Source organism: Ruegeria sp. CH10 (genome assembly GCF_056537125.1).
Window position 1 is genome coordinate 931,136 of the sequence record NZ_JBQFQY010000001.1, and the last position, 26,180, is coordinate 957,315.

General features: G+C 58.5%; 21 protein-coding genes and 1 tRNA gene. 7 read left to right on the forward strand and 15 right to left on the reverse strand.

What is annotated here, in order from left to right:
- Positions 1-280 precede the first annotated feature (280 nt).
- Positions 281-1,015, reverse strand: a complete 735-nt coding sequence (locus ACRZ94_RS04690; RefSeq protein ID WP_480651412.1) for a methyltransferase domain-containing protein — start codon at positions 1,013-1,015, stop codon at positions 281-283.
- Between the two features lie 61 nt (positions 1,016-1,076).
- Between ACRZ94_RS04690 and gloB the strand changes: the two genes are divergently transcribed.
- On the forward strand, positions 1,077-1,844 hold the full coding sequence (gloB, locus tag ACRZ94_RS04695) for a hydroxyacylglutathione hydrolase (protein WP_480796772.1): 768 nt from the start codon (positions 1,077-1,079) through the stop codon (positions 1,842-1,844).
- 175 nt (positions 1,845-2,019) lie between these two features.
- A complete protein-coding gene (clpA, locus tag ACRZ94_RS04700; protein WP_480796773.1) occupies positions 2,020-4,344 on the forward strand; it encodes an ATP-dependent Clp protease ATP-binding subunit ClpA in 2,325 nt (774 codons plus the stop codon).
- Between the two features lie 53 nt (positions 4,345-4,397).
- On the opposite strand, the gene ACRZ94_RS04705 is transcribed toward clpA, so the two are convergent.
- From ACRZ94_RS04705 to ACRZ94_RS04720, 4 genes are all read right to left on the reverse strand, one after another.
- Positions 4,398-5,036, reverse strand: coding sequence for a hypothetical protein (locus tag ACRZ94_RS04705; RefSeq protein WP_480796774.1), 639 nt, complete (start codon positions 5,034-5,036; stop codon positions 4,398-4,400).
- A gap of 124 nt (positions 5,037-5,160) precedes the next feature.
- Complete coding sequence (locus ACRZ94_RS04710; protein WP_480650091.1) at positions 5,161-6,819, reverse strand: peptidoglycan -binding protein; 1,659 nt, start codon at positions 6,817-6,819, stop codon at positions 5,161-5,163.
- 3 nt (positions 6,820-6,822) lie between these two features.
- The gene (locus ACRZ94_RS04715) at positions 6,823-8,001 is read right to left on the reverse strand and encodes a biopolymer transporter ExbB (RefSeq protein WP_480796775.1); all 1,179 of its coding nucleotides are present in this window, start codon (positions 7,999-8,001) and stop codon (positions 6,823-6,825) included.
- A gap of 70 nt (positions 8,002-8,071) precedes the next feature.
- Positions 8,072-8,602: a gamma-glutamylcyclotransferase gene (locus ACRZ94_RS04720; protein ID WP_480650089.1), complete on the reverse strand. Its 531-nt coding sequence runs from the start codon at positions 8,600-8,602 to the stop codon at positions 8,072-8,074.
- Between the two features lie 67 nt (positions 8,603-8,669).
- Between ACRZ94_RS04720 and ACRZ94_RS04725 the strand changes: the two genes are divergently transcribed.
- Positions 8,670-9,671, forward strand: coding sequence for a DUF2125 domain-containing protein (locus tag ACRZ94_RS04725; protein ID WP_480796776.1), 1,002 nt, complete (start codon positions 8,670-8,672; stop codon positions 9,669-9,671).
- Here ACRZ94_RS04725 and ACRZ94_RS04730 read toward each other — a convergent pair.
- The 4 genes from ACRZ94_RS04730 to ACRZ94_RS04745 all read right to left on the reverse strand — a co-directional run bounded on the left by ACRZ94_RS04730 (position 9,668) and on the right by ACRZ94_RS04745 (position 13,978).
- Positions 9,668-10,498: an extensin-like domain-containing protein gene (locus ACRZ94_RS04730; protein WP_480796777.1), complete on the reverse strand. Its 831-nt coding sequence runs from the start codon at positions 10,496-10,498 to the stop codon at positions 9,668-9,670. The genes ACRZ94_RS04725 and ACRZ94_RS04730 overlap by 4 nt on opposite strands.
- Complete coding sequence (locus ACRZ94_RS04735) at positions 10,495-11,415, reverse strand: prephenate/arogenate dehydrogenase family protein (protein WP_480650086.1); 921 nt, start codon at positions 11,413-11,415, stop codon at positions 10,495-10,497. Before ACRZ94_RS04735 ends, ACRZ94_RS04730 begins: the two co-directional genes overlap by 4 nt.
- Positions 11,412-12,497, reverse strand: coding sequence for a histidinol-phosphate transaminase (gene hisC / locus ACRZ94_RS04740; protein ID WP_480650085.1), 1,086 nt, complete (start codon positions 12,495-12,497; stop codon positions 11,412-11,414). Before hisC ends, ACRZ94_RS04735 begins: the two co-directional genes overlap by 4 nt.
- A 65-nt stretch (positions 12,498-12,562) precedes the next feature.
- Entirely contained in the window at positions 12,563-13,978 is a 1,416-nt protein-coding gene (locus ACRZ94_RS04745; RefSeq protein WP_480796778.1) for an aminotransferase class V-fold PLP-dependent enzyme, read from the reverse strand.
- A gap of 102 nt (positions 13,979-14,080) precedes the next feature.
- Between ACRZ94_RS04745 and ACRZ94_RS04750 the strand changes: the two genes are divergently transcribed.
- On the forward strand, positions 14,081-14,542 hold the full coding sequence (locus ACRZ94_RS04750; RefSeq protein ID WP_480796779.1) for an Lrp/AsnC family transcriptional regulator: 462 nt from the start codon (positions 14,081-14,083) through the stop codon (positions 14,540-14,542).
- 125 nt (positions 14,543-14,667) lie between these two features.
- Here the strand turns inward: ACRZ94_RS04750 and rpsD are convergent, their stop codons facing one another.
- Together rpsD and ACRZ94_RS04760 are read right to left on the reverse strand one after the other, a co-directional pair.
- Complete coding sequence (gene rpsD, locus ACRZ94_RS04755) at positions 14,668-15,288, reverse strand: 30S ribosomal protein S4 (protein WP_170374584.1); 621 nt, start codon at positions 15,286-15,288, stop codon at positions 14,668-14,670.
- 286 nt (positions 15,289-15,574) lie between these two features.
- On the reverse strand, positions 15,575-16,084 hold the full coding sequence (locus ACRZ94_RS04760; RefSeq protein ID WP_480796780.1) for a hypothetical protein: 510 nt from the start codon (positions 16,082-16,084) through the stop codon (positions 15,575-15,577).
- A gap of 398 nt (positions 16,085-16,482) precedes the next feature.
- On the opposite strand from ACRZ94_RS04760, the gene ACRZ94_RS04765 reads away from it, so the two are divergent.
- Positions 16,483-18,174 (forward strand): caspase family protein, encoded by a 1,692-nt coding sequence (locus ACRZ94_RS04765; protein ID WP_480650081.1) that lies wholly within the window; start codon positions 16,483-16,485, stop codon positions 18,172-18,174.
- Here ACRZ94_RS04765 and ACRZ94_RS04770 read toward each other — a convergent pair whose 3' ends face one another.
- Complete coding sequence (locus ACRZ94_RS04770) at positions 18,175-20,097, reverse strand: CHASE2 domain-containing protein (protein WP_480796920.1); 1,923 nt, start codon at positions 20,095-20,097, stop codon at positions 18,175-18,177.
- Positions 20,098-20,099: 2 nt separating this feature from the next.
- Positions 20,100-20,753: a DUF928 domain-containing protein gene (locus tag ACRZ94_RS04775; protein ID WP_480796781.1), complete on the reverse strand. Its 654-nt coding sequence runs from the start codon at positions 20,751-20,753 to the stop codon at positions 20,100-20,102.
- Between the two features lie 279 nt (positions 20,754-21,032).
- On the opposite strand from ACRZ94_RS04775, the gene ACRZ94_RS04780 reads away from it, so the two are divergent.
- Together ACRZ94_RS04780 and ACRZ94_RS04785 are read left to right on the forward strand one after the other, a co-directional pair.
- On the forward strand, positions 21,033-22,325 hold the full coding sequence (locus ACRZ94_RS04780) for a M16 family metallopeptidase (RefSeq protein WP_480796782.1): 1,293 nt from the start codon (positions 21,033-21,035) through the stop codon (positions 22,323-22,325).
- Position 22,326: 1 nt separating this feature from the next.
- Complete coding sequence (locus ACRZ94_RS04785) at positions 22,327-23,697, forward strand: hypothetical protein (protein ID WP_480796783.1); 1,371 nt, start codon at positions 22,327-22,329, stop codon at positions 23,695-23,697.
- 11 nt (positions 23,698-23,708) lie between these two features.
- Here ACRZ94_RS04785 and ACRZ94_RS04790 read toward each other — a convergent pair whose 3' ends face one another.
- Both ACRZ94_RS04790 and ACRZ94_RS04795 read right to left on the reverse strand, forming a co-directional pair.
- Positions 23,709-25,991: an adenosylcobalamin-dependent ribonucleoside-diphosphate reductase gene (locus ACRZ94_RS04790; protein WP_480796784.1), complete on the reverse strand. Its 2,283-nt coding sequence runs from the start codon at positions 25,989-25,991 to the stop codon at positions 23,709-23,711.
- Between the two features lie 26 nt (positions 25,992-26,017).
- Positions 26,018-26,126: transfer RNA gene (locus ACRZ94_RS04795), tRNA-OTHER, on the reverse strand.
- Positions 26,127-26,180: the final 54 nt, after the last annotated feature.

Genomic DNA, 26,180 nt, shown 5'->3' on the forward strand with positions numbered 1-26,180 from the left:
GCCCCTGTTTTGAGTAGCGGCCGCTACCTTGGGGCGTGAGGAAACCCCGTCCATGAAGGGCGGGGATCAAAATCACCGGGGATGTAGCAGAGGTGTTCCAACCAAGCAATACGCTATAGCGGTAACAGAATTATCCACAAACCGTTAACTTTCATGCACTTACGCCAAGTGCGACGGTTTGAACCCCCTAGCCCAGTTGAAAAATGTTACGAATATGCAGGTTTTTGCGATTCCTGTGACTTTTTTCCCGCAACTTTTGCACCCCAACGATGCTGGCTTCTTAGGCAGGCTTCAACAACCCATCCAGCGCTTTGATCGGGCGCCGCACCGCATCTTTCGTGACACTGCCGCTGGGTGGGCGGATGTGTTTTGTGACTTCGACCATCAGCACGCCTCCCGCCATGACGGTTGGCACACGCTGTCCGGTTTTTTCAATCAAGCTGCCGGATTTCAGCCAGAACCGCCGGAACGACGGCGGCATGTACAAAGCCGAACAGTGGCTTTCCGGCAGGAAGTGATGCGCCTTGAGCTGATTTTCCAGTTGCGAGGCAGAATAAGGGCGCCCAAAGCCAAACGGCGTCCTATCTGTTCGCGACCACAGCCCGGCCCGGTTGGGCACAATGAACAGCGCCTTACCGCCAGGCCCAAGAACCCGCCAGCATTCGTTCAACAGTTCCGTTGGCCGCTGCGAGGTCTCAAGCCCATGCATCACAACCAGCTTGTCGACATGCCCGGTTTCAACAGGCCAAAGGGTTTCTTCGGTCAGAACCGATACATTCGGCATCCCGGCAGGCCAGGGCATCACCCCTTGCGGTCCCGGCATCAGGCCGATCAAACGCCGCGCATCGGCAAGATAGGGGCGCAAAAGAGGTACGGCAAAACCGAACCCCACAACTGTTTGCCCCTTGGCCTCGGGCCAGATTTCCAGCAACCGCCCACGAATGGCCGCCTGCGCCGCGCGACCCAATGTGCTGCGGTAGTAGAAATTCCTCAGATCCTGCACATCAAGATGCATTGCGGACACCCGGTCAATCGGCTTAGCTGAGCGCAGTCTAGCAACGAAAGGGCAAAATACCATGCCTCTTGAGATCGTCACAATCCCCTGTCTCAGCGACAATTACGCATTTCTGGCGCATGATGCCGATAGCGGCAACACCGCTTTGATCGATGCGCCCGAAGCCGAACCGATTCTGGCCGAGTTGGACAAACGTGGCTGGACCCTGAGCCACGTGTTGCTGACGCATCACCATTATGACCATGTGGACGGCCTGGCCGCGATCCTGGAAAAACACCCCGCCACAGTGATCGGGGCTGCCGCAGACGCCCACCGCCTGCCGCCGCTGAACCAGCAGGTTGGCGATGGCGACACGTTCGAGGTGGGTGGTGAACCCGTCCAGGTCATGGATGTCTCGGGCCACACTGTGGGCCATATCGCATTCTATATGCCGCAGAGCGCGGCTGTTTTCACCGCCGATAGCCTGATGGCCATGGGCTGCGGTCGCCTGTTCGAAGGCACCGCACCGCAGATGTGGGCGTCGCTGTCAAAACTGGCCGCCCTGCCCGACGATACGCTGGTCTGCTCGGGCCACGAATACACGCAATCAAACACCAAATTCGCGCTGACGGTGGATCCGGACAACGCCGCACTGCAGAAGCGCGCTGCCGAAATCGACACTGCGCGCGCCGAAAACAGGCCCACGGTTCCATCGACTCTGGCGTTGGAAAAGGCGACAAACCCCTTTTTGCGCGCCACCGATGCGTCGATTCAGGCCCATCTGGGGATGGTCGGGGCAGAGCCCGCTGACGTGTTTGCGGAAATCCGGGCTAGAAAAGATAGATTCTGATGCCTATTTTCCCCACTTCACGGCCACGGTCACAAGAAATGTGACTGTCAAGTGAAAGAAAACCCTTGAAGCCGGGCCGCGATCAACCAAACTCTAATAGTATGAGGACATGGTTGGGATGGGGATCCGGCCTAAAGCCCGCGCCCCTTCCGACCCAAGACAGAGGAGCACCCGCGTGCCTTCATTCTCGAGCACATTAGAACAAGCCATTCACGCGGCCTTGGCGGCTGCGAACGAACGGCGACACGAATTCGCCACGCTAGAGCATTTGCTGCTGGCACTGCTGGAAGAACCGGACGCCATTCGCGTCATGAAAGCCTGCAGCGTCGATCTGGATGAGCTGCGTGGCACTTTGGTCGAATTCATTGACGAAGACCTTTCAAACCTTGTGACCGACATCGACGGGTCCGAAGCCGTGCCCACGGCCGCCTTCCAGCGCGTCATTCAGCGGGCGGCGATCCACGTGCAAAGCTCGGGCCGGACCGAAGTGACCGGTGCGAATGTTCTGGTCGCCATCTTTGCAGAACGCGAAAGCAATGCGGCCTATTTCCTGCAGGAACAGGACATGACCCGCTATGACGCGGTAAATTTCATCGCGCACGGTGTCGCCAAAGACCCGGCCTATGGTGAAAACCGCTCGGTCTCGGGCGCGGATCAGGTCGAGGACGATGTTCAGGCAAGCACGGCCGATGGCGAACAGAAGGAAAGCGCGCTGGGGAAATACTGCGTTGATCTGAACGCAAAATCCCGCGCGGGTGATGTCGACCCGCTGATTGGCCGCGCCTCTGAGGTTGAGCGCTGCATTCAGGTGCTTTGCCGCCGCCGCAAGAACAACCCGCTGCTGGTGGGTGATCCGGGCGTTGGCAAAACCGCCATCGCCGAGGGTTTGGCCCATAAGATCGTCGCGGGCGAGGCCCCCGATGTGCTGTCCGAGACCACGATTTACTCGCTGGACATGGGCGCGCTGCTGGCAGGCACCCGCTACCGCGGCGATTTCGAGGAACGCCTGAAGGCGGTCGTGACCGAGTTGGAGGATCACCCCGACGCGGTGCTGTTCATCGACGAAATTCACACCGTGATCGGTGCCGGTGCGACCTCGGGCGGCGCGATGGACGCCTCGAACCTGCTGAAACCTGCGCTGCAGGGCGGCAAGCTGCGCACCATGGGCTCGACCACCTATAAGGAATTCCGCCAGCATTTCGAAAAGGACCGCGCGCTGAGCCGCCGGTTCCAGAAGATCGACGTGAATGAACCTTCGGTCGAAGACAGCGTGAAAATCCTGCGTGGTCTGAAACCCTATTTCGAAGAGCATCACGAGATCAAATATACCGCCGACGCGATCAAAACCGCGGTGGAGCTGGCCGCGCGCTATATCAATGACCGCAAGCTGCCCGACAAGGCCATCGACGTCATCGATGAGGCAGGTGCCGCGCAGCATCTGGTCGCGGAAAGCAAGCGTCGCAAAACCATCGGCGTCAAAGAGATTGAGGCCGTCGTGGCCAAGATCGCCCGCATTCCGCCCAAGAATGTCACTAAGGATGATGCCGAGGTTCTGAAGGACCTTGAAACCTCGTTGAAACGGGTGGTGTTCGGTCAGGACGATGCCATCGTGGCGCTGTCCAGCGCGATCAAACTGGCCCGTGCCGGTCTGCGCGAGCCTGAAAAACCCATCGGCAACTACCTGTTCGCCGGCCCGACCGGTGTGGGTAAAACCGAGGTCGCCAAGCAATTGGCAGATACGCTGGGCGTCGAACTTCTGCGCTTTGACATGTCGGAATACATGGAGAAACACGCAGTTTCCCGTCTGATCGGTGCCCCTCCGGGCTATGTCGGGTTCGATCAGGGCGGTCTGTTGACCGACGGCGTCGACCAGCATCCGCATTGCGTGCTGCTGCTGGACGAGATCGAGAAAGCGCACCCGGACGTGTTCAACATCCTGCTGCAGGTGATGGACCATGGCGAGTTGACCGATCACAACGGCCGCACGGTGAATTTCCGCAACGTGGTTCTTATCATGACCTCGAACGCTGGTGCGCAGGAACAGGCCAAAGCGGCTATCGGCTTTGCCCGTGACCGCCGCGAAGGCGAAGACACCGCCGCGATTGAACGCACGTTCACGCCGGAATTCCGCAACCGTCTGGATGCCGTGATCTCCTTCGCGCCGTTGCCGAAAGAGGTGATCCTGCAGGTGGTCGAAAAGTTCGTTCTACAACTGGAAGCGCAGCTGCTGGACCGCAACGTGACCATCGACCTGACCCGCAAAGCCGCCGAATGGCTGGCTGACAAGGGCTATGACGACAAGATGGGCGCCCGCCCGCTGGGCCGTGTCATTCAGGAGCACATCAAGAAACCTCTGGCCGAGGAGCTGCTGTTCGGCAAGCTGGCCAAAGGCGGTGTGGTGCGTGTCTCGGTCAAGAAGGGTGAACTGAACCTGGAAATCTTCGGTCCAGATCAGCCGCGTATTCCGGGCGACAAGCCTCCGCTGTTGACGGCGGATTGATCCGGTAGACAAAGAAAACCCGCCCTCTGAGGCGGGTTTTTTAACGTACCGTGCTAGCGAAAGCCGGGATCGGAAATTGGCGATCTTATGCGAGCTGCTTTTTGACTCCACGCAGCCCGGTAATACGCAGACGCCAACCGATAGGCATAGCGCGGCCCCTTTAGGCCCTGAGACATCGCAGACAAAAGCGCTATGCCAATATCCCGCGCTTTTCTGATCCGCCCGGCTTTGGCAGGAGTGAAATACTCAAAATCGATGAACCGGATGCGGTGCCCGTCCCAGCACATGTCCCGAAAGGCGGGTCGCCCATGGGCGAGGTCGGCTGCGTGCAGACGGGCCAAAGCTTGTCCCGCCGCGCTGCATGCTTTTTCTTTTTCCGCAACGGAAATGACCTGACAAAGCTTGGTCAAACTGGTGCCCGCATCTTCGATCGCAAGAAAGCCGTCGCCTTCCATCAGGATCGCGGGAACGGGAGCTCCCCAACTCCACAGCAGACGGTGAGAGCGCCGATCCCGGTCAAACGCCTTTTGCGGCAGACCCTTTACCAGCCATAGAAAGGGGCTCGAACGTTCCACACGTTTCAGCCAGAACGCTGAACCATTGCGGGTTTGATGCCGCGCCATGCGTTGGTATGGCGCGCGCAGGGCGTCTTTCACAGCTTGTTCCAGATCTGAAGTGTCTTCTTGCACCATCTGCACCTGTTCAACCTATGGTGCAGATATAGGGGCTGTGCTCTCGTTTTTCATCATGCGCGCGGGCCAAAAACGTCTGAAACCGGCGCGTTTCAAGACAATACAGCAGACCCGAGCCCCGCCGCTATCTTTCGGTCAGTTTCAACTCAATCCGCCGGTTCTGGGCGCGCGCTTCTGGCGTGTCCGCCGGGTTGACGGGCTGGAATTCACCGAACCCATTGGCGGCCAGCCGGTTGGGCGGAATACCCAGCGCCTCGACCATATAACGCACCACGGACAGGGCACGCCCCTGGCTCAGCTCCCAATTGTTGCGATACCGGCCTGTTCCGGCCAGAGGCACGTTATCCGTATGCCCGTCCACCCGGATCACCCAGTTCAGCCCCTCGGGGATTTCCGCCGCGACACTGCGCAGGATGGCGGCAACCTTGGCGACCTCTTGCTGGCCGACCGGGGACAATACGGCCGATCCGGTGTCAAACAGCACCTCGGATGAGAAGACAAAGCGGTCGCCTTCGATCCGCACGCCGTCTTCATCGCCCAGAACCTCGCGCAGGCGGCCGAAAAACTCGGACCGGTATTGCTGCAAGTCTTCTGCCTGCGCCGCCAGATCCTCGGCTTGGGCGGCTAGCTCTTCGGCCTCGGCCTCCAGCCTGATCCGTTCAGCCTCTTCCAGCAGACGGCGACGGCGTTCCTCGGACGCGGCCCGCGCAAGGGCTGCGTTCAGGTCCTGACCCAGCGATTGAATGCGGATATCGGCGGCCGCGTTGCGCTCTTCATAGTCGTCCAGCAGCGCCTGCAATCCACCCAGTTGTTCGCGCAGCGCCGCCATCTGCTGGTTCAGCAAGGCCGTTTCGCGTTGCGCTTTTTCCGAAATTGCCTGTTCTGCCGACAGCGTATCGCGCGCCACGGCCAAAAGGGCCGCACGGTCTTCGGCCAATGTGCGCTGTTCCTGCGCCTCGGCCTGTGCTTCGCTTTGGGCGGCCAGGGCGGCGTCAAGCCGGGCGCGCAGGTCTTCGCCGTTCAACTCACCAAATTGCTGCTCCAAAGCCTCTTTGGCGGCTTGCGCTGCGGCCAGCAGGGTCAGGGTTTCCTCGGCCTCTCTGCGCTGCGCTTCCAAGGCCAGCGTCATGGCCGTCAGTTCAGCATCCGCGTTCTGCAGACGGTTGCGCAGGTTTTCGGCGGCGGCAGCTTCGGCCAGCTTAGCGGCCTCTTCCGCGCTCAGCTGTTCTTCCAGCTCTGAGATTTGGGTCGCTTGCGCGGCATCGCTTTGTTCCAGATCGGCGACCAGAGCCTCAAGCGCTTCGCGTTGGGCGGCGGCAAGGCGCGCGGCCTCGGTCTGTTCGTCAATCTCGGCCCGGCTTTGGGCCAGGGCAAGGTTCAACGCCTCGCGCTGATCCTGCAAATCGGCAATCTCACCCTGCGCACGCTCTTGATCCAGCAACAGCGCGGCCACCTGATCTTCGAAATCCGTCAGGCGAATTTGGGTTTGCACCAATTCGCCTTCCACCTGCGACAAGGTCGAGTTCAGAACCCCCAGCCGCGCCTCTAACCGGCTATTTTCCTGCTCTTCCAGACCGAGGGCCCCGACCAGCGCCGCAACCTCGTCCGACAGGGCCGTCAACTCATCCTCTTGACCCGAGATCGTCTCGCGCAGCACAAACTGGACCACCATGAAGATGGTCAGCACAAAGGTCAGCACCATCAACAACCCGGTGATCGCATCCACAAAACCCGGCCAGACCGAGCCTTGGAAACGCTGACCTGTGCGGCGGGAAAGAGCCATAGCTTACTCTCCGTCCGGAGCGGTGCGCACGGCGCCTCGGGGCAAGGTCAGCGCCTTGACCAGCAGTTCGATGTCTTTGCGCAGCTCGCTCATGCTTTCCTGGCGACCGGCCGAGATTTCTTCGAGAATACGCAGCAACTGCACATCCATCGACCGCAGGCGCATGCGGCTTTCGGCGTCGATGCCGTCGCCGGTGCCCTGTTCGCGCATGTGATCCAACAAGGCGTCCTGTCCCAAAGCCACCCGTTCCAGCGCGGCCGTCACGCCATCGTTGTTCGACTGGCGTTGATTCATCTCACCGATGGAATCCGCCAACTGCCCCAGCCGCGACGACACTGCCGCGCGGTCGGCCTCTTGCGCGGTGAACAGATCCTGAAGCGCGTTCATCTGCTCGGACATTGCATCCAGCACCGGGGTCAGAACGGCCAGTTCGGCCCCGCCCTCATCACTGCCGGCAAAACCGACACGGGTGATCGAGGACAACCATTCCTCAAGCTCGCGATAGAACCGGTTTTGACCGTGTCCCGCGAATAGCTCCAACAGGCCAACGATCAACGATCCGGCCAGACCCAGCAGCGACGAGCCAAAGGCCACGCCCATGCCCTGCAATTGCGATTCCAGCCCGACCATGAGGCGGTTGAAGACGGCCAGCCCCTCTTCACCCTCTTGCGGGTTCAGGCTGCGGATGGTGTCGACAATGGCGGGCACGGTTGTGGCCAGGCCAAAGAACGTACCCAAAAGGCCAAGGTAAATCAGAACATTGGTGATATAGCGCGTAATCTCACGCTCTTCCTCGATCCGTTCGGCCACGGAATCCAGAATGGACCGGGTCGAGGTCGAGCTGATCTGCGACCGCGCGCCCCGCACACGTAGAAGTGATGCCAGCGGCGCCAGCAATTGCGGTGTGCGCGCGTCTTCGCGGACGACTCCGCCGACGAAGGCTTCGATCCAGCGCACCGACCCGATCAGCTGTGTTACCTGATAGAAACAGGCCAGCACGCCGATGAAAAACACCAGCAGGATAAAACCGTTCAGATAGGGGTTTGCGTAGAAAACCGGCAGAACATACGGCAAAGCCATAAAAACCCCGAACCCCGCAAGACTGATCGCGACCAGCATTGTAACGATCTGACGAATGGGTTGCGAGAAATGCGGTCTCGCGCCCTGATGTGCCTGCGCCATGCGCGTGGTTCCCGGTATTTTGCCTGCTCTGCGCTGAATCTAGCGAAATAACGCCGGTGACGCCAAGGGTTTATGAAGTGATGTCGCGCACCCGTTGCGCTAACCACTCAAGATCGGGATCGCGCAGGTCGATCTCGGCCAGATGTTCGGCCGTATTGTACAGGTATTCGGTGTTCGGCCCGCGCCCGCCGACAGCATGGGCGATGATCTGGGCCTGTTCCTCAAGCGGCATGCCGCCGCAATACTGAACGTGATCCGCGTCGATCACATAGGTCACGGCATTCACAACTTCGCCCGTGTTCAGATGCACATCCAGCATCTTTTCAACATAGGCGGATGAGATCAGCTCGCGTTCGCGCAATTCGTGCAAGGTGCGCTCCTCGTGCCCCGCCTCAACCGCCAGGGCCAGCCCCTTGCACTGCGCGCCTGCCTGTTCATCCAGCGCCAGCACAAGGCCGGGATGATCCTCGGTCCCGCGGTGGTGAATCGAGCTCATGCAGAAAGACCGGGCATAGCCGTGCAACGTGGCGCGTTCGCTGCGGGCCACCGGAAAGCCCGGATTCCACAGCAGCGATCCATATCCGAAAACCCACATCGTCATAGCACTGGTCCTTGCCCGTTTCGGCCTATAAACATCAATTCCAAGGCGGGAAAAAGGGCCATCTGTCATGCGCAGTCTGGTGCGGGTTATCATTTTCATCTTTGTTGCGTGGAGCGCCTATTGGTTCGTCGCCGGGTTCGGGCTGCGCAATGCGATCACCACATGGTTCGACAAACAGCAGGAACAGGGCTGGCAGGCGGATTTCTCGGATGTGGAAACCGCTGGGTATCCGTTCCACCACATGACACGTCTGAACAGCCCCGCGCTGGCTGATCCGGTGAACGGCACCGCCTGGAGCGCGGACTGGATCGAGTTTCAAAGCCCCGCAATCTGGCCCGGTCGTCAGGTGCTGCGGTTTGCCGAAACACCGCAGCGTTTGTCCTACTACGATCAGACAGCCACCATAGAGGCCAGCGATCTGCAGGCAGAATTGCAATTGCAACCCGGCGTCGCGCTGGTGCTTGAGAAAATGGCGCTGACCGCAGGCCCATGGTCCGTCACCGATGACGCCGAGGCATTGGCGGGCGGGGAAACGTTGGCGCTGGTTATGGAACAGACCGAAACCCCCGAGGCTTACGTGATCGGCGCCCGGATCGACGGCTTTACCCCCGGCGACGACCTGCGAGAGCTGATGCGCTCGGCCACCACCCTGCCGCAAGCGTTCGAGACGCTTGAGCTGGAAATGACCGCAACCTTCGACAAACCTTGGGATCGCTCGGCGCTGGAGGAAAGCAGGCCACAACCCACCCATATTGATCTGCGTCTGGCCGAGATGAAATGGGGCGCCCTGCGTCTGTTCGCTGCTGGCGAGTTGGAGGTCGACCAACAGGGTATCCCCACGGGCGAGATCGCCATCAAGGCCGAAAACTGGCGCGACATGATCGCCATGGCCAACGCGGCGGGTGCCCTACCCGACCAGGCGGTTGATCCGGTCACGCGGGCGTTGAACTTCATGGCAGGATTGGGCGGCAATCCCAACGCGCTGGACCTGCAACTGAATTTCCGCGACGGCTTTGTTGCGCTCGGACCTTTGCCGCTGGGACCTGCCCCGCGTCTGATCCTGCGTTAGCGACAGTATGGCCCGCGACGATGGCGCGCGGTGTCCAGATGGAAATGATCCTTGTGATACCGGTCGGCATTCGGCCCCAGAACGGTGCCAAAAGGGCCACAGGCCGCACGCCAGATCTTGGTCAGCTGACGCTTTGACGGGTTCTTGCGCCAGCCGCTCAGGACGGTCACGACCTCTCCATCCGCCATTTTAAAGCCCGAGATATCGATGGCCCGGCCTTTGCCATGCTCCGAGATTTTCGCGCCTTTGCGGTTGTTGCGGGTCCGGCAGGCATAATGGGCGGCAACCTGTAGTTCGACCACCGGACCACGCCGTTTGAACGTTGGCTTGACCGATTTGTCGACCCATTTGTTCAGCGCGATGGCGGTGCCACAATCCATTGTCGACGGGCGGCTCAGCTTTACGCCCGAGACCGATGTGATCTGAACCGCATCCTTGATACCACAGGCCTTGATCCGGCCCGGCACATTGCCGACGGGCTTGCCCTGAATATCGATGTCGCCACAGACCGAGCTTTTGCGCAGCTTGCGTTTCTTCAGAAACGCCTGTTGCTCCAGCGCTTTGGGGCGCAGATAAGGCATCAGTGACGTATCGGGCCCCAGCAGGGGCACATCCAGCGGGCGCGCCGCCACGGCCAGTACCTGTGGGGATTGTGGCCGCAAGACGGGCCGAATATTCGCAGAAGCATCGGGACTGGCGAAGGCCAGAACCACCGGCGCTGAGGGCCGCGCGACAGGAATCAACGACTGTTCAGGAGGAGAGGATTGGGACAGGCCCGCCGTGGCTGCCAGACATCCGATCACCAACCCTGCCCAAACATGCCTCATGAACTTTTAGCCCCACGCCCAAAGTCCGGCGCATCCGTATCCTGACCCGCGTCGATAATGCCGCGTCGGATCGCACGAGTTCGGGTGAAATAGTCAAACAGCTGCTCCCCATCCCCGGTTCGGATCGCACGTTGCAGGGCAAAAAGCTCTTCGGTGAAGCGCCCCAGAATTTCCAGCGTGGCGTCCTTGTTGGTCAGGAACACGTCGCGCCACATGGTCGGGTCCGAGGCCGCGATCCGCGTGAAATCCCGAAACCCCGCCGCCGAATACTTGATAACCTCGCTATCGGTGACACGGCGTAAATCGTCGGCCACACCCACCATCGTATAAGCGATCAGGTGCGGCGCGTGCGAGGTGACGGCAAGAACCAGATCGTGGTGATCGGCATCCATCTCATCAACATTGGCACCCATGCCTTCCCACAACGCCCGCAGGCGAGCAATGGCCTCAGGGTCCGAGCCCACAACCGGAACCAGCAGGGACCAGCGGTTGTCAAACAGCTCGGCAAAGCCCGATTCAGGGCCGGAATGCTCTGTCCCGGCCAGCGGGTGTGCGGGGATGAAGTGCACGCCCTCGGGGATATGAGGCGATACCGCCTCGATCACATGGCGCTTAACGGACCCCACGTCGGTCAACGTGGCGCCCGGCTTCAAAACCGACGCGATATCAGCGGCCACAGCACCCATTGCGCCAACAGGCACGCAGAGCACCACCAGATCAGCGCCTTCCACGGCCTCTCTCGCGGTGTCGCACACCCGGTCACATAAACCGATCTGCCGCGCTGTTTCACGCGTCGTCTCGGACCGGGCATAACCGGTAACCTCACCTGCGAGTCCAGCGCGTTTGATCGCCCAGAACATGGACGACGCGATCAGGCCCAAACCGATCAGGGCGACACGATCATAAACCTGGCTCATGCAGTGCCCCCTTTAAATGCGGTGATCGCCGCGACGACGCGGCGACAAGCGTCTTCATCGCCCACGGTAATGCGCAGTGCATTGGGCAGGTTGTACCCCGCCACGCGGCGCACGATCAGACCCTGAGTTTTCAGGTAGTCGTCACAGGCCTCGGCCTCGACCCGATCGGCGAACCGTGCGAGAATAAAATTGGTGCAGGACGCATCCGACGGCACACCGACCTTGGCCAGTTCGTCAGACAACCAAGCTCGCAAGCGGGCGTTTTCGGCCTGACAGAAGGACAGGAATTCCACATCATTCACCGCCGCCTCTGCCGCGGCCAAAGCCGTCAGCGACAGGTTGAACGGCTGGCGGACCCGGTTCAGCACATCGATGATGGACTGCGCCGCATAGCCCCACCCGACACGCATACCGCCCAGGCCATACACCTTGGAAAAGGTCCGGGTCATGATCACATTCTCGAACCGATCCACCAGCGACGCACCGCCATCGAACCCGTCGACAAACTCGGCATAGGCCCCGTCGATCACCATCAGGCAGGTTTGCGGCAGCGCCTTGGCCAGCCGCACCAGTTCAGCCTCAGCGATCATGGTCGAAGTCGGATTGCCCGGATTGGTCACGAACACGATCCGCGTCTGCGCAGTGACAGCAGACAGGATATTGTCCACATCTACATGACGGTCCTTTTCGGGCACCACCACGGGCGTTGCACCCGCCATCCGCGCGATGATCGGGTACATGGAAAACCCATGCTCGGTATAGATGACCTCATCCCCCGGCCCGGCATAAGCCTGGGCGATGAATTGCAGCACCTCATCGCTGCCCACACCGCAAATGATCCGCGCAGGGTCCAGCCCGTGGCGTGACCCGATTGCCGTCCGCAAAGGAGCGTGATCGGTGCTGGGATAACGATGCAGGGTGGCCGCACTGTCGCGCACCGCCTCTATGGCCTTGGGGCTGGGACCAAACGGATTTTCGTTCGAACTCAGCTTGATCACATGCTCAACCCCGGCCACATGCGACTGGCCGCCCTGATAGAGCGCGATGTCCATAATGCCTGGTTGAGGGGTGATCTTTGTCATAAGAGGCTCCGTTTATTGAAGCCTCTCATACCTGTCTCAACGCCTTGAGAAAAGCGGCAATTCCGTCACGCCGCTTTGAAGCGGGCCGTCGCCGGGTCGGCGCTGTATAGCGGCGCGAATTCCTCGGTCCTGCGGGACAGCTCATTGACGCTGTCGATGATGAGCTGAACCGTCTCCTCGCTCATCAGATACGAGAAATTCAACCGCACCCAGCCGGGCTTCTTCATCTCCTCCCCCGCCGACAGCTGCGCATGCAACTGATCCGAGGCGTCGCGATCAATCCCCAGCAAACGATGCGCGTAAGGCCCCGCACAGGCACACCCACCGCGAGCCTGAATGCCGTAAATGTCGCTGAGCATCCGGGTGAAAAGCTGTTGGTGAACCGGCTGGCCGGAAGTGTCCCGCACAAGGAATGAGAAGATCGGCAGCCGATGCGAAGTGCTGGCGCCCAACAAGGTCAGGTTCGGGTTGTCCTGACACCCCTGAACCGCCATTCGATTGAACCGCGCCTCGCGCCGGGCAATTTCATCCGCACCGACCACATCCTTGACGATAAAGGCCAGCGCGGCCCGGATGTCCCCAATGACGTTTGGCGTTCCGGCCTCCTCTCGCGTGGCCAAATCCGCGCTGTAAACATGGCGCCAGGGCGAGACGAAACTGACCGTCCCCCCGCCGGGCCAACTGGGACAGGTCCGCGTCACCGCGTTTTGATTGACAATCAGTACCCCCGACGCGCCCGGCCCGCCCGGAAACTTGTGCGGAGACACCACGATGGCATCCTTGCGCGCATCCGCAGGCCCCATATCCATCGGCAGATACGGCCCCCCGCCGGCGTAATCCCAAACAGACACCGCCCCATGTGCCTTGAGCAGGCGCGTCACCGGATCGGGGTCCGTGATGATTCCCGTGACATTTGACGCAGCTGAAAACGACCCGATGATCAGATCCGCACCTGCATGCGCAGCCAGAGCTTGCTCCAACGCCTGCAAATCCACACCGCCCTCTGAACCTTCGGGTATCTCAACCACCTGCGCCTTGCTTTCGCGCCACGGAAGGATGTTCGAATGATGCTCATACGGCCCGATCAGGACGACCGGCGCGTCGGCGGCCTCAACCCCCAACAGGTTCACCAGCCGATTCAGACCCGCAGTCGCGCCGGACCCGGCAAAGATCACCGCATCCTCCTGACTGGCCCCAACGATCCGGGCAATCTCAGCCCGCGCCTCGCGGCGCAGACGCGTCATGTAGGAACCGCAATATGACGCCTCGGTATGACTGTTGGCATAGAAAGGCAGCACATGTTCGGCAACAAAATCTTCCACCTGCCGCAGCGCCCGCCCCGAAGCTACGTAATCCGCATAAACCAGCCGTACATCCCCATGCAGACCCGGGATCAGCACGTTCTCTCCGATCAGCCCGTCGCGCAGGCTGGACATACGATTGGCAGTATCAAGGTCGGCGCGAAATCTGGATAGGGTCATGGTCTGGGCTCCGTGTTGCCCAACCATTATGATTGACTACTCCTGAGAAAACTCCACAATTCTTTTTGCTTTTTAGTCTGTTCTTGTGTCATATGATCAATAATGTCTGAAAAATTAGATCATATTGACAAACACCTCCTGCAAGAGCTGCAAACCGACGCCACGCTGTCCCAACGCGAACTGGCAGACAGGGTGGGCCTGTCCCAGAACGCCTGCTGGCGTCGCCTTAAGGCATTGAACGAAAACGGCGTGATCACCGGATCAACAGCACGGATCGCACGCGAAAAACTGGGGCTTAGCCTCGTTGTTTTCGTCATGCTGCGCACCCGGCACCACTCGGCGGACTGGCTGCAAGCCTTCCGCAACCACGTGCTGACCATACCCGAAGTGGTCGATTTCCACCGCATCGGCGGCGACTATGACTATCAGTTGAAAGTCGTGACCGAGGATATGGCATCCTACGACAAGGTCTACCAACGCCTGATCGAAAAGGTCGAACTGGACAGCGTCACATCGTATTTCGCGATGGAGGCCATCGCCGAAGGCCGCCCCCTTCCCCTCTGATCCGCATTTTCACCTGTCCCCAAATATCCCGGGGGAGTCGCACCGCGACGGGGGCAGAGCCCCCCACAAACAAAAAAAGACCGCGCTGAAAGCGCGGCCCTTTGGATCACATTTGTCAGCGAAGATCAGTTCTTCGCGTAGAATTCGACGACCAGGTTCGGTTCCATCATGACAGGGTAAGGCACATCGCTCAGACCCGGTGCGCGAACGAAAGTCGCGGTCATTTTCGAATGGTCGGCGTCGATGTAGTCAGGCACATCACGCTCGGCCAGCGCAACAGCTTCCAGAACAACAGCCAGCTGCTTGGATTTGTCACGCACTTCGATCACGTCACCTTCTTTGACACGGTAGGACGGGATGTTGACCCGCTTGCCGTTCACTTTGACATGGCCGTGGTTCACGAACTGACGTGCGGCAAAAACGGTCGGTACGAACTTAGCGCGGTACACAACAGCGTCCAGGCGGCGCTCCAGCAGACCGATCAGGTTTTCACCGGTATCGCCTTTGACACGCTCGGCTTCGGCGTAGATGCGGCGGAACTGCTTCTCGGTCAGGTCGCCATAGTAGCCTTTCAGCTTCTGCTTGGCGCGCAACTGCAGACCAAAGTCCGACAGTTTACCCTTGCGGCGCTGGCCATGCTGGCCGGGGCCGTATTCACGACGGTTGACCGGGGATTTCGGACGACCCCAGATGTTTTCGCCCATCCGGCGGTCGATTTTGTACTTGGCAGACGTGCGTTTGGTCACGGCTGATCTCCTTTATTGTGGCATTTCAGCTTGATCCGAAAACCGGTTCCCACTTTTCGGGCCGCAATAGCGTCTCCGCTCGGACCGTATGGTTACAGTTCAGACCAGCATCATGCCGGGTTATAAAGGGCGTTGTCCTCTTGAGGTTTCCCCCATGACAGGCATCCCCTTACGGGGGCCACCAACACCAATGAAGCCGCGCTTATATCCATGGGATCGGCAGAGTCAACAGACCATACCGTGCCACTGCTAAATTTAGGGAAGAATACGCCAATTCAGGCGCAGACTATTCGGCAGCGAACCTACTTGTCGCCGCAACTTTCTGTTCTGAGCCGCTTGCGCCCTCTGCCTGCCGGGTCGGAAACGCAACTACTGTGCCAGCCGCCGAGGACAAACCACCGGCGTGAACACTGCTCTCTCGGATATCACTGATCCAGAAGTCCTGATCCCGCTCGGGGCAGTCTCCTTCGAAAATCAGCATGGGAACAGCCTGACCCAAAACAGGATACAAAGCTGCGGTAAACGTCTGCGCACCATTGGTCAGGCTCAACAGACCCTTTGCCTCTGCCGAGAGGTCCTCAACCCGAGCGCAATGATCCAGTGTTGCCGCGCTGTTGCCGCGATCATCGCCGGTCCATTCGGGTGCTTGTCCGGATGTTTCGACCAGGTAACGCGCCTGTCCGCGCCATGACCACGCAGCCCCAATCTCAAGAAAGGACAAAGGCGCTGCCTCCAGCCCGTCTATTTCCGTCTGGTTCCAGAAAATTGCTGCTCGACCGCTTTGTCCGGTTCTCATTGTACCCGCCTGCACTATCAACACACACATGCTCACTGAGCATTCCTTATCAACGAAGAATAAGGCGTAAAAGAGACCTTTCAGCGACGTTCACGAAATTGTTGCCAAAGAGATTCAGCTAATAGTCAAAGGCGGCAAGCCAATTCAGCCAATAAGAAATCACATTAAGACTTTTTCACATCAAAGCCGGTCCAAGCTGACGCAATCGGCGCCCTAAGCCCCTGAGAATCATGTATTGGGACACCTTGGCGTCGAACACATCGCCGCAAAACAGTAAATCTGGTATAGTATCGGAAGAATTAGCTCAGATATTTGCCATGATTACGCGTCAAAATCATTCAGCCTGTTGCCGGGGTCGGCTTCGCCAAAGCCTGATTCTTGCGATTGCGTTCTTGCTGATGACAGCGATTGCCTCTGATGCAAAGCGCATCGCCCTGGTCATTGGCAATGCGGAATATGAGCATGTCTCGAACATACCGAACCCGGTCAACGACGCGCGGGACATCGCAGATGCGCTCGGCCGGATCGGGTTCGAAGTTACAGAGAAATACAATCTGGACTATCGCGAAATGCGGCTTTCGCTACGGGATTTTTCTGAAAAAACCACCGATGCTGAGGTGGTGCTGGTCTATTTCGCAGGGCACGGGATCGAGATTGACAACACCAATTACCTCATCCCGACGAATGCTGAGTTGAAAAGCGATAAAGACGTGGAGTTTGAAGCCATCCGGCTGGAAACGATGCTGAATGCGGTATCGTCATCCAAGGGGCTAAAACTGGTCCTTGTCGATGCCTGCCGGAACAACCCCTTTGTCTCGGATATGGTTCGTACCACGGCAACCCGATCCATTGGTCAGGGGTTGGGTCGTATCGATCCGGGTGGCGTACTTGTCGGCTATTCCGCACGTGGCAGCACTCTGGCGCTTGATGGGGACGGCCGCAACAGCCCGTATGCGCAAGCCATTCTGGAACACATCGAGGTTCCGGGTCTGGAGCTTGGGAAACTATTTCGGAAAGTCCGGGATTCAGTCTTTGACCAAACAGAAGGGTATCAGGAACCGTTCACTTACGGCTCTTTACCCGGGCATGATATTTTCCTTGTCCCAGCGGCCGTTGAGATTCCCTCGGCCGCGACAAATCAAAACACAGCCCCCCCGACGGATGAGAGGGAGCAATCCGCCCGGCGAATTTTGAACGAAGCGACAGGTCTGGATGACGATGCGGTAAGGAAAGGCGCGCTCGAGATGATCGCCCAGCTTTATCCTGAAACGCAGGCGGGGCGGGACGCGGCGGAAATGGCACGCAACCTCGACAGGCAACCGGACCCGGCAGCCACGCAACCCGCGGCGCAGTCGGCTTCTGAGCCTTCAGATTCTGCCGAAGATCAGGCGGCTTTGGCAAAAGACGAGAGCAATACCGCCCAAAGCGCCGAAACCGCATTGAACCTTGGCCGAACTGACTACCGCAACATCCAGCGCGGTCTGAATGCGTTAGGTTATTCCGCCGGGCCTGTTGACGGCATTTTCGGAACCCGCTCACGCGACGCGCTGAGACGGTTTCAGGCCCAAAGTGGCACGGACCGCACTGGATACCTGACGGCTCAGAGCTTTACCGTGCTGAAGAACGCAGCCGGACCCGAACCGGTGACGCGCAGCGAAGCCCAGAAGAAAGACACAACGCTCGCTGCTCTGCCCAATTCGGGCACCAGCAGCGCGAACCCTTTCTACGGGGACTACATCGTCGACATAAGGCGACGCCCGGATCCCAAGGGCAGTGATGCGGGATCAAGCACCAAGCTTGTCCTGCAATTGCAATACCGCAAGTCTGCCAACGGCTTTCGCCTGATCAACGCCAGAGAATACGCGTTGGGCGGGTCATCACGATCCAAGAACTATAAGTCGTCTCTGTCGGATACAGGGGCTTTGCGTGTTTCAGGACGCACCAACTTTTTGTTTAAAAGCTCATCGGTCAAGCCGTTTTCGATCAATCACACCCTGCCTGCCAGTTTCAAAAAGGGAAAGTCCCTGACCTTCACTGCCGGCAGGTTTGACAAGAATTGGTTCGTGGATGTGAAGGTCACCCGGCGGTGACTATTTAGCCATTGCGTTTTTCAGTGAGGATTTGGGGGCTTTGGCCTCGATAACCAAAATCTCTGTCTCGCCGTCGTCATGGCGAAAGCTGCTGAGGACCGGCCAATCCCGTTGCGCATCAATCAGATCGGCGGTCGCCTGTGTCATGCAAACCGGGCGAAACCCTTCGGCGTCTGGGGACAGTGTCTTGATCCGGTTTTCCAGACGTGCGGCAACATTGATGGTGTCGCCGATCACATTGTAATGCAGCGACCCGCTGACGCCCAGTGTGCCGCCGATCGCCTCACCGCTGTTCAGTGCGACGCGCAGTCGGTAAGGCGGCGGCTGGCCATCGCCCGTGTTCAGTGCGAGTGTTGCCGCGCGCAAGGCATGCGCGCAGCGCAGCGCGGCCAAAGCGTTGGCGCGATGCTCTGCATCGGTTTCACTCGGCACCGGAGCGCCAAAGATCACCAATATCCCGTCCCCCGTGAATTTCTCGACAAAACCGCCATGATCGCGGGCCACTTCGCCCAAGCGGTCTAACAGGCGCGACACCCAAGCCATGAAGTCACCGGCATTCATCGCGTTTCCGATGCGGGTGGACCCTTCGATATCCGCCAGCAGCGCGGTGACAAACAGGCGCTGCGATCTCGGCTTACCACCAGATAACAGCTTTTTACGCTGCTGCCAGATTTCCTGCGAAAGCGCGTCCGACAGGTGTGAGGAAAACACCTGTGCGATGACCCTTCGCTGGTTGCGAGACACCACTGCGATGACAGTGAACCCGGCCAGAAATCCAAAAGCCCAACCCAAAAAGGAAGCGGAAACCGGCATCAAAAGCGCATTCTTCTGGAACAACGACAGGCCAAGGAACAAGACCGTGCCCCCCAACACGGCACATCCCATCGCATAGAGTGTCTTGCGCATAAACACTGCAAGGCTAGCGGCCAGAAAGACTGACATGAAAACCAATACTGCACTGGCCTGATCGTTCAGCGAGCGCAAGACCGGACGCGCGCCCCTTGCGTAATCGATCAGTTGTTGAACGATGGCTGCATGCAATTCGGCCCCGAATGCAAAATCGGCCCCGGTTGACCGATTCAGCGGTGTCAAAAAATAGTCTTTGACCGAGTGGCTGGTGACGCCAATGATCACAGCCTTGTTTTCAAATTGCCCTGCGGCACCTTTTGCCAGCACGTCCATTGCTGGAATATGTTGCACTACGGGCAAAGCGTTCTGATAGTCGATGACGATTTGATACCCCGCCGTATCAACGTTTCGGAACAGGTTTGTCCCGGGCTCCAAGGGGCCCACGTCGGTGTCCCCGAAGGACAGGTTACGAGGGTTCGACGCGCTAGTCTGCAACGCCTGTCTGTTTGAAAAAGCCGACGCCATTCTAAGCGGCAGAGACAACGCGATCCCGTCCGCCGTGTTGACCAATAGCAGTGCGCGCCGCGCCACCCCGTCCGGGTCTATGGGAATGTCCGAAAACCCGGCTTGCGCGCCCTCTGGTGCGGTGATCCCGGCATCTTTGCCGCTTGGCAGTTTCGACACCACAAAGACCCGAGGGGATTTCAGAATTTCGATCAGATCCTCGCGCCCTTCTCCGGCAGGACGGTCGCGGTAGATATCTATGCCGACAGCCGCAGCGCCGTCATCTAGGACTGTCTTAACCAATTGGGCGATCTGCATGTCTGCAACCGGCCAGCCCCATTTGCCAAGTTCGTTGTCCGAGATTGAGATAAGGACAACATCGGGAACACTCTGGCCTTTTGCCAAGACCGAGGTGGTCCAGTCATATTGCAACAGCTCCAACGGCTCTAACTTGCCCTTGCTGCGCAAACCGACCAACAGACCACCCAAAAGGATCGTAATGATCCCTACGACGGCCCAACGTCGCCACAAGGGCATCAAAGACGATGTCAGCTTCCACGAAGAGTTCACCGTCAACGATCAACACCAGCGGTCGAAAGTAGCAAATCCAGGTGCCCGGGGTTTAGCGCATTCACCCGACCGCTCAGGCTTATCTCAACCACGTTTGACAACGCATCGAACCATATTCCGGCGGCAGCCGGGTTGTCGTTTTTCAACCGGTCTGGAACACGCTCAATCAGGCTTTTTGAATGGGCAATAACTGCGTTAGAGTTTTGATCAAGCAGCGCGACAGACCATTCGTAAACCCGATCAGGTTCCAGTTGGTAACCCACGCGCTCTAGGTTCAGTCCAAAGTCTCCTGGCGGGAACGGCCCGGTGAGCATCAGTTCCACACCGGTTGAATCAATGGGTTTCAAACCGACAATCAGGTCACCTCGGTGACCCTGTTGCAAACGCCAGACCAAAGGCGGCCAGGGCAAGGTGGTAAGCCCGCCACCTTGCGGAACCAAGAGCTTGAGGTTTTCGGCGTTCTCGGTCGCAGATCCCCCTCTGGTCCCTGCACCCATACGATCTTGGGGAACACCTATGTCCGGGGGAACGAAAACGACGCTTTCTGAGCTTTCATCCGTTTCCGAATTGGCATCAGCAAGGGCGTTCCGACCAGTCGAAAAACTCAAAACCAGCCCCAGAACAAAACCCGTTATGGCTACATTCAAACAAGACACACTGCGTCTCTCGAAAAAGCGAAAATGAAATGAAATCGACCTTCAGCCTAGGCCGGAATACACTGTAAGTCCAGTTTTCGAAGGGTTTGGAGTGTGTCACACAGGGCAACACAACTCTTGGCAGTTTTTTTCTAACTTGCACAATCTGCCCGAAAGCAACATGCTTTTCCTGCCTGGATTGGCCCCACAACTGTCGTCATGCGGTGCGCAATCCATTTGCAGATTCAAAGGATAGATGGGCGCAGGTTGACAAATTCTTATGACATATTGCCAAGGCTCATGATGCGCGCCGCTGTTTTCGTATTCTTTCTTGTTTTTCTAACCTTAGCTGGCACGGCCCACGCTCAGCGCGTCATCTCACTGCCGGAAAAGGGCGGCCTTTACGCCGCTTATGTCGTGCCCACCGATGCCTTCGACCGCGTGGACGTTCAACTGATCGTTCTGTCCGGTTCCTACGATGACCCCAAGCCTTCCGGTACAGCCCACCTGACCGAGCATCTGGCCGCATTCTCTGCGGATTCTGCGGTACTGAGACGGCCCCGAGAACGCGATATCTTTGCCACCACATACAATGTCGCAACAGTCTACATAAACTCTGGCATGCCTGATGAAACAGAAAAGCTGCTTAGGTTGTCCCGTGCTGTTCTGGACACCCCCGAATTGCCAAAAGGTTTTGCAAAAAGTGAAATTGAGATCGTTCAGCGCGAAACACTGCTGCGGGAAAGGCAGTCTCCGTTTCGGTGGCTCAGACGGATCGCCTTGCAGAACCTCTACGGAACCCCTCGTGGACGTGCCAACAACACCATTGATGACCTACCCAAGCTGAGCCTTGAGGCGGCCTATCAGTTCCACAAAGAGCATTACGCGCCCTCCAACGTGACCCTGATTGTTTCGGGCAAGATAGAACCCGAGACCGCCGCCGAACTTATCGAGCGGATATTTGGCGATACCGAACCTTCGGTCGTGCCACCAAAGCCGTGGCTGGATCATAAGCCCGATCCGCAACTTCAGTTTGTTGAAAGGCTGGAATCGGATCGATTGCTGCACGACACGATTCAAATTGCGAAATTCGTGGACTTTCAGGACCACCCCTCCAGCTTTGATATGCAGGGGGCGTTTTTCATAACGTCCACCATTATTGGCGACCGTCTTGCCAAGGCGCTCTACCATGAAGACGAACGGTTTCTGAACATCGACGCAGATTGGTTCTTTGCGAAAAATGCCGATCTTGAACTGACAGTGGATATGCAGCTGATGCCGGGTTTCACCCTGGCCGAAGCGCATGAAAGCTTTAACAATGCCATGGCGACCTTGCTGGATGAGCCAATCACCAGGAAAGAGATACGCCAGGCCCGCCAACAAGATATCGTCTATGCCCAAAACGCCATGCGCCGTCCGGTGGCGTTCATGTCTTTTCTCAAAAACCTGGCGGCTGACGGCTTTCCACCGATCACCCCTTCGAAATTTTCCGAAATACTAAGCATGACGACGGATCAGGAAGTCATCGATTTCGCGGAAAAGGTTATGCAACCCTCGGCCATTTCCGTCGTTCTGGCTGAAAAAGTGAACTAGAATGACAACGATCAAAACCCATTTCGTCGCGTTTGCCTTTGCCCTTACCAGCCTTTTACACACACAGCAGGCCGCGGCAGAACTGATCGCGGCGACGGGCGAGACACGCACCGCCACTCTTAATCCACTTCACAATGGTATGTCGGCATTGACCCTGGTGTGGGATATCGACGAGCCAACACTGGAACGTGTCTCGGCGCTGAGGGCGAGCCTTGCGAGCATCGCAACAGGGGGGACGTCCAGCCGCTCCTCCTTTCAAATTGGCACATTTCTGGACTTGAAAGGGGTCAGGCAACATGTCGATTCCGATAAACGTCATCTTCTGCTGACGGTCTCGGCCCCAAACGAGGTTTTTCCCGAAACCCTTGTGCACCTTGAGAATATCCTGCTGGAACCCGCGTACAGCAGCGGCTGGTACGCGCGGCAACTTCAATATGTCAGCCCAATCGATTCAATCATAACAAGACGGCCAGACCATGTTCTCGGCGAAATCTCGGTGTATCTTGAGCACCCGCACGGCGAAGCAAAAAACGGCGAAGACGTCCGATTTGGGCGCCCCTCTCAGGCCATTCTGCGCTCAGAAAATCCCGAAGTGGAACGTCGCATGACAAGGCTGATCCAAAAGCTTCCAAAGGCAGAATGGAAACTGCCCTTCTCGAAATGGGCCAAACTATTGTCGGGTGAAGGGGAACAGGAATTTGCCCTGCCGAAAGGGACCATTCATTTCCCCGATCCTGACTCCAGCGAAATGCTGATCTTGCTCGTCAAGGCGCAAGAATTCACGGATGAGATCAGTCAGGTTGGCGCTAACGTCTTGTTGGATTACGTGGGGGCCAATCAAGGCTCGGAAATGTTCCGAGTTATTCGGCAGGAAATGCGCGCCGCTTACGATCCGCGGACGGATTTCATCGTAATGGGTAAAAACAGAGCGATTATGTCGCTCAGCGCAACTGTCGAAGCTCCCAATTGGCCGACGGTCTACAGTACAATGCAGCAAATTTACGGCGAGACACGCAGCGGATCTATCGATCAGGAAGGTCTGCAGATACAGTTCGGGAGGCTGGACAGAACGTACTACAGCGATTTCTACAGCGATCCTGTCTGGGCTGCATGGCAGTACCTGCACGAGCACCCCAAAGGTGTTGACGGCAGCATCAGTCTCCCGCTTTTTCAGGCGTTCGGAACGATCTCTCTGACCGAAGTCGCCGCAGATTCAGACAAGCTATTGCCGCCTTTGGATGACTATCTTCTCATCCTGATCGGAGGGGGTACCGCACCGGCAACCCCCCTTAAATCGTCCGGCTATTGCGCCCTGCCCAAAAGCGCCCGGCTCAGCTATTGTCTTGATCGGCTGTCAAACGTCCAGAACTAGCGGCGCCCGTTTCACCCACATTTCGAATGGCCGCAGCTGCGGCAGGTCATGCAGCCTTCGACCATGACCATTTCAAACTGCCCGCAAGACGGGCAGGCTTTGCCGCGGGGCGCGTCCATATTGACGACCTGAGCCTGCGGGTCGGATTTCAGCCCTGTGCCCTCGCCTTCCAAAAAGCCGATATTGATCATGTGCTGTTCGATCACCCCGCCGATCGCCGCCAGGATCGAGGGGATGTACTTGCCGGACACCCACGCCCCGCCGCGCGGGTCGAAAACGGCCTTCAGTTCTTCAACGACAAAGGACACGTCCCCGCCCCGCCGGAACACGGCCGAGATCATGCGGGTCAACGCCAGCGTCCAGGCATAGTGCTCCATGTTCTTCGAGTTGATGAACACCTCGAACGGGCGACGGCGGCCACCAATGACAATGTCATTGATGGTCAGGTAGATCGCATGCTCGCTGTCGGGCCATTTCAGCTTGTAGGTCGATCCTTCCAGCGATTGCGGGCGGTCCAGAGGTTCAGACATGTAGACGACCTCGCCTCCATCCACCTCATGCGGGGCCGCCGCGCTTTCGCCCGGTGCGGTATCTGCGCTTTCCGACACGGTCAGGACGGATCCGGTCACGTCATTGGGGCGATAGGTGGTACAGCCTTTGCAACCCTGATCCCAGGCCTGCATGTACACATCCTTGAACGCGTCAAAGCTGATGTCTTCCGGGCAGTTGATCGTTTTGGAGATCGAACTGTCGATCCATTTCTGCGCTGCCGCCTGCATCTTGACGTGATCGGACGGGGACAGCGTTTGCGCGTTGACGAAGTAGTTGGGCAGGTCCTTGTCGCCGAACTTGTCACGCCACATCTGCACGGCATAGTCCACGACCTCTTCCTCGGTGCGCGAGCCATCCTTTTGCAGAACTTTGCGCGTGTAGGCATAAGCAAAGACCGGCTCGATCCCCGAAGACACGTTGCCCGCGTACAAGGAAATCGTCCCGGTCGGCGCAATTGAGGTCAGCAGGGCGTTGCGGATACCATGTTCGCGGATTGCATCACGCACGTCCTCGTCCATCTGCTGCATCGTGCCGCTAGCCAAGTATTTCTCGGCATCGAACAGGGGGAACGCGCCCTTTTCCTTTGCCAAATCGACCGACGCCAGGTACGCGGCGCGGGCGATCGCGTGCAACCAGCGCTCGGTCTGACGCGCCGCCTCGTCGGAGCCATAGCGCAGGCCCAGCATCAGCAGAGCATCCGCCAGTCCAGTCACGCCCAAACCGATGCGGCGCTTGGCTTGCGCCTCGGCCTCTTGTTCGGGCAGCGGGAATTTCGACGCATCCACCACATTGTCCATCATGCGTACGGCTGTGGCGACCAGCTCTTGCAGCGCGGTCTCGTCCAGATGGGCGGCATCTTCAAACGGTTCCGCCACCAACCGGGCAAGGTTGATCGATCCCAAAAGGCAGGCCCCATAGGGCGGCAGGGGCTGCTCCCCACAGGGGTTGGTCGCCGCGATGGTCTCAACATAGCTCAGGTTGTTGGCCGCGTTGATCCGGTCGATGAAGATCACACCGGGCTCGGCGTAATCATAGGTCGCCTGCATGATCTTGTTCCACAGGTCGCGGGCCTGAACCGTGTGATAGACCTTGCCGCCGAAGACCAGCTCCCACGGGCCATCGGCCTTGACCGCCTCCATAAAGGGATCGGTCACCAGCACGGACATGTTGAACATACGCAGGCGGGCGGGGTCGGACTTGGCGGTGATGAACTGTTCGATATCCGGGTGATCGCAGCGCATGGTGGCCATCATCGCCCCGCGGCGCGAACCGGCGGACATGATCGTCCGGCACATGGCATCCCACACATCCATGAAGGACAAAGGCCCAGACGCATCCGCCGCAACGCCTTTTACATCCGCACCACGCGGGCGGATGGTTGAGAAGTCATAGCCAATCCCGCCGCCCTGTTGCATGGTCAGCGCGGCCTCTTTCAGCATGTCAAAGATACCGCCCATGCTGTCGGGTACGGTGCCCATGACAAAGCAGTTGAACAGGGTCACCTGCCGCGCGGTGCCTGCCCCCGCTGTGATGCGCCCTGCGGGCAGATATTTGAAATCCTCCAGCGCGGCATAGAATTTCTCTTCCCAATGGTCCTGATCTTTTTCCACCCGCGCGAGGTCGCGGGCGATGCGCCGCCAGCTGTCTTCGACCGTTTGATCTATGGGTGTGCCATCCGCCTGTTTAAAGCGGTATTTCATGTCCCAGATCTGCTCGGCGATGGGGGCGGCAAAGCGGCTCATTGGTGCTCCAGATGCAAAAAGTTTCATGGACGTGGCGGTGGGACTTGAACCCACAACCTCCTCGCCGTAGTTTTCGGGTGCTACGCCTAGAACTACTAAGACAGCGAGGTGCTCAATCCGTTGAGCTTCACCACGTATGCGCCGATTCCTCGGCGGAACCACATTCTACAGCAGTTACTCCCAAAGCCA

Bases quoted from the DNA above. Each gene is read 5' to 3' on its own strand.
- ACRZ94_RS04730 (WP_480796777.1), bottom strand. From the start codon at position 10,498: ATGAGGCATGTTTGGGCAGGGTTGGTGATCGGATGTCTGGCAGCCACG.
- ACRZ94_RS04725 (WP_480796776.1), top strand. From the start codon at position 8,670: ATGCGCAGTCTGGTGCGGGTTATCATTTTCATCTTTGTTGCGTGGAGC.
- ACRZ94_RS04745 (WP_480796778.1), bottom strand. From the start codon at position 13,978: ATGACCCTATCCAGATTTCGCGCCGACCTTGATACTGCCAATCGTATG.
- ACRZ94_RS04750 (WP_480796779.1), top strand. From the start codon at position 14,081: ATGTCTGAAAAATTAGATCATATTGACAAACACCTCCTGCAAGAGCTG.
- ACRZ94_RS04780 (WP_480796782.1), top strand. From the start codon at position 21,033: ATGATGCGCGCCGCTGTTTTCGTATTCTTTCTTGTTTTTCTAACCTTA.
- ACRZ94_RS04765 (WP_480650081.1), top strand. From the start codon at position 16,483: ATGACAGCGATTGCCTCTGATGCAAAGCGCATCGCCCTGGTCATTGGC.
- ACRZ94_RS04790 (WP_480796784.1), bottom strand. From the start codon at position 25,991: ATGAGCCGCTTTGCCGCCCCCATCGCCGAGCAGATCTGGGACATGAAA.
- hisC (WP_480650085.1), bottom strand. From the start codon at position 12,497: ATGACAAAGATCACCCCTCAACCAGGCATTATGGACATCGCGCTCTAT.
- ACRZ94_RS04785 (WP_480796783.1), top strand. From the start codon at position 22,327: ATGACAACGATCAAAACCCATTTCGTCGCGTTTGCCTTTGCCCTTACC.
- ACRZ94_RS04715 (WP_480796775.1), bottom strand. From the start codon at position 8,001: ATGGCGCAGGCACATCAGGGCGCGAGACCGCATTTCTCGCAACCCATT.
- gloB (WP_480796772.1), top strand. From the start codon at position 1,077: ATGCCTCTTGAGATCGTCACAATCCCCTGTCTCAGCGACAATTACGCA.
- ACRZ94_RS04705 (WP_480796774.1), bottom strand. From the start codon at position 5,036: ATGGTGCAAGAAGACACTTCAGATCTGGAACAAGCTGTGAAAGACGCC.
- ACRZ94_RS04710 (WP_480650091.1), bottom strand. From the start codon at position 6,819: ATGGCTCTTTCCCGCCGCACAGGTCAGCGTTTCCAAGGCTCGGTCTGG.
- ACRZ94_RS04735 (WP_480650086.1), bottom strand. From the start codon at position 11,415: ATGAGCCAGGTTTATGATCGTGTCGCCCTGATCGGTTTGGGCCTGATC.
- ACRZ94_RS04690 (WP_480651412.1), bottom strand. From the start codon at position 1,015: ATGCATCTTGATGTGCAGGATCTGAGGAATTTCTACTACCGCAGCACA.
- ACRZ94_RS04720 (WP_480650089.1), bottom strand. From the start codon at position 8,602: ATGACGATGTGGGTTTTCGGATATGGATCGCTGCTGTGGAATCCGGGC.
- ACRZ94_RS04760 (WP_480796780.1), bottom strand. From the start codon at position 16,084: ATGAGAACCGGACAAAGCGGTCGAGCAGCAATTTTCTGGAACCAGACG.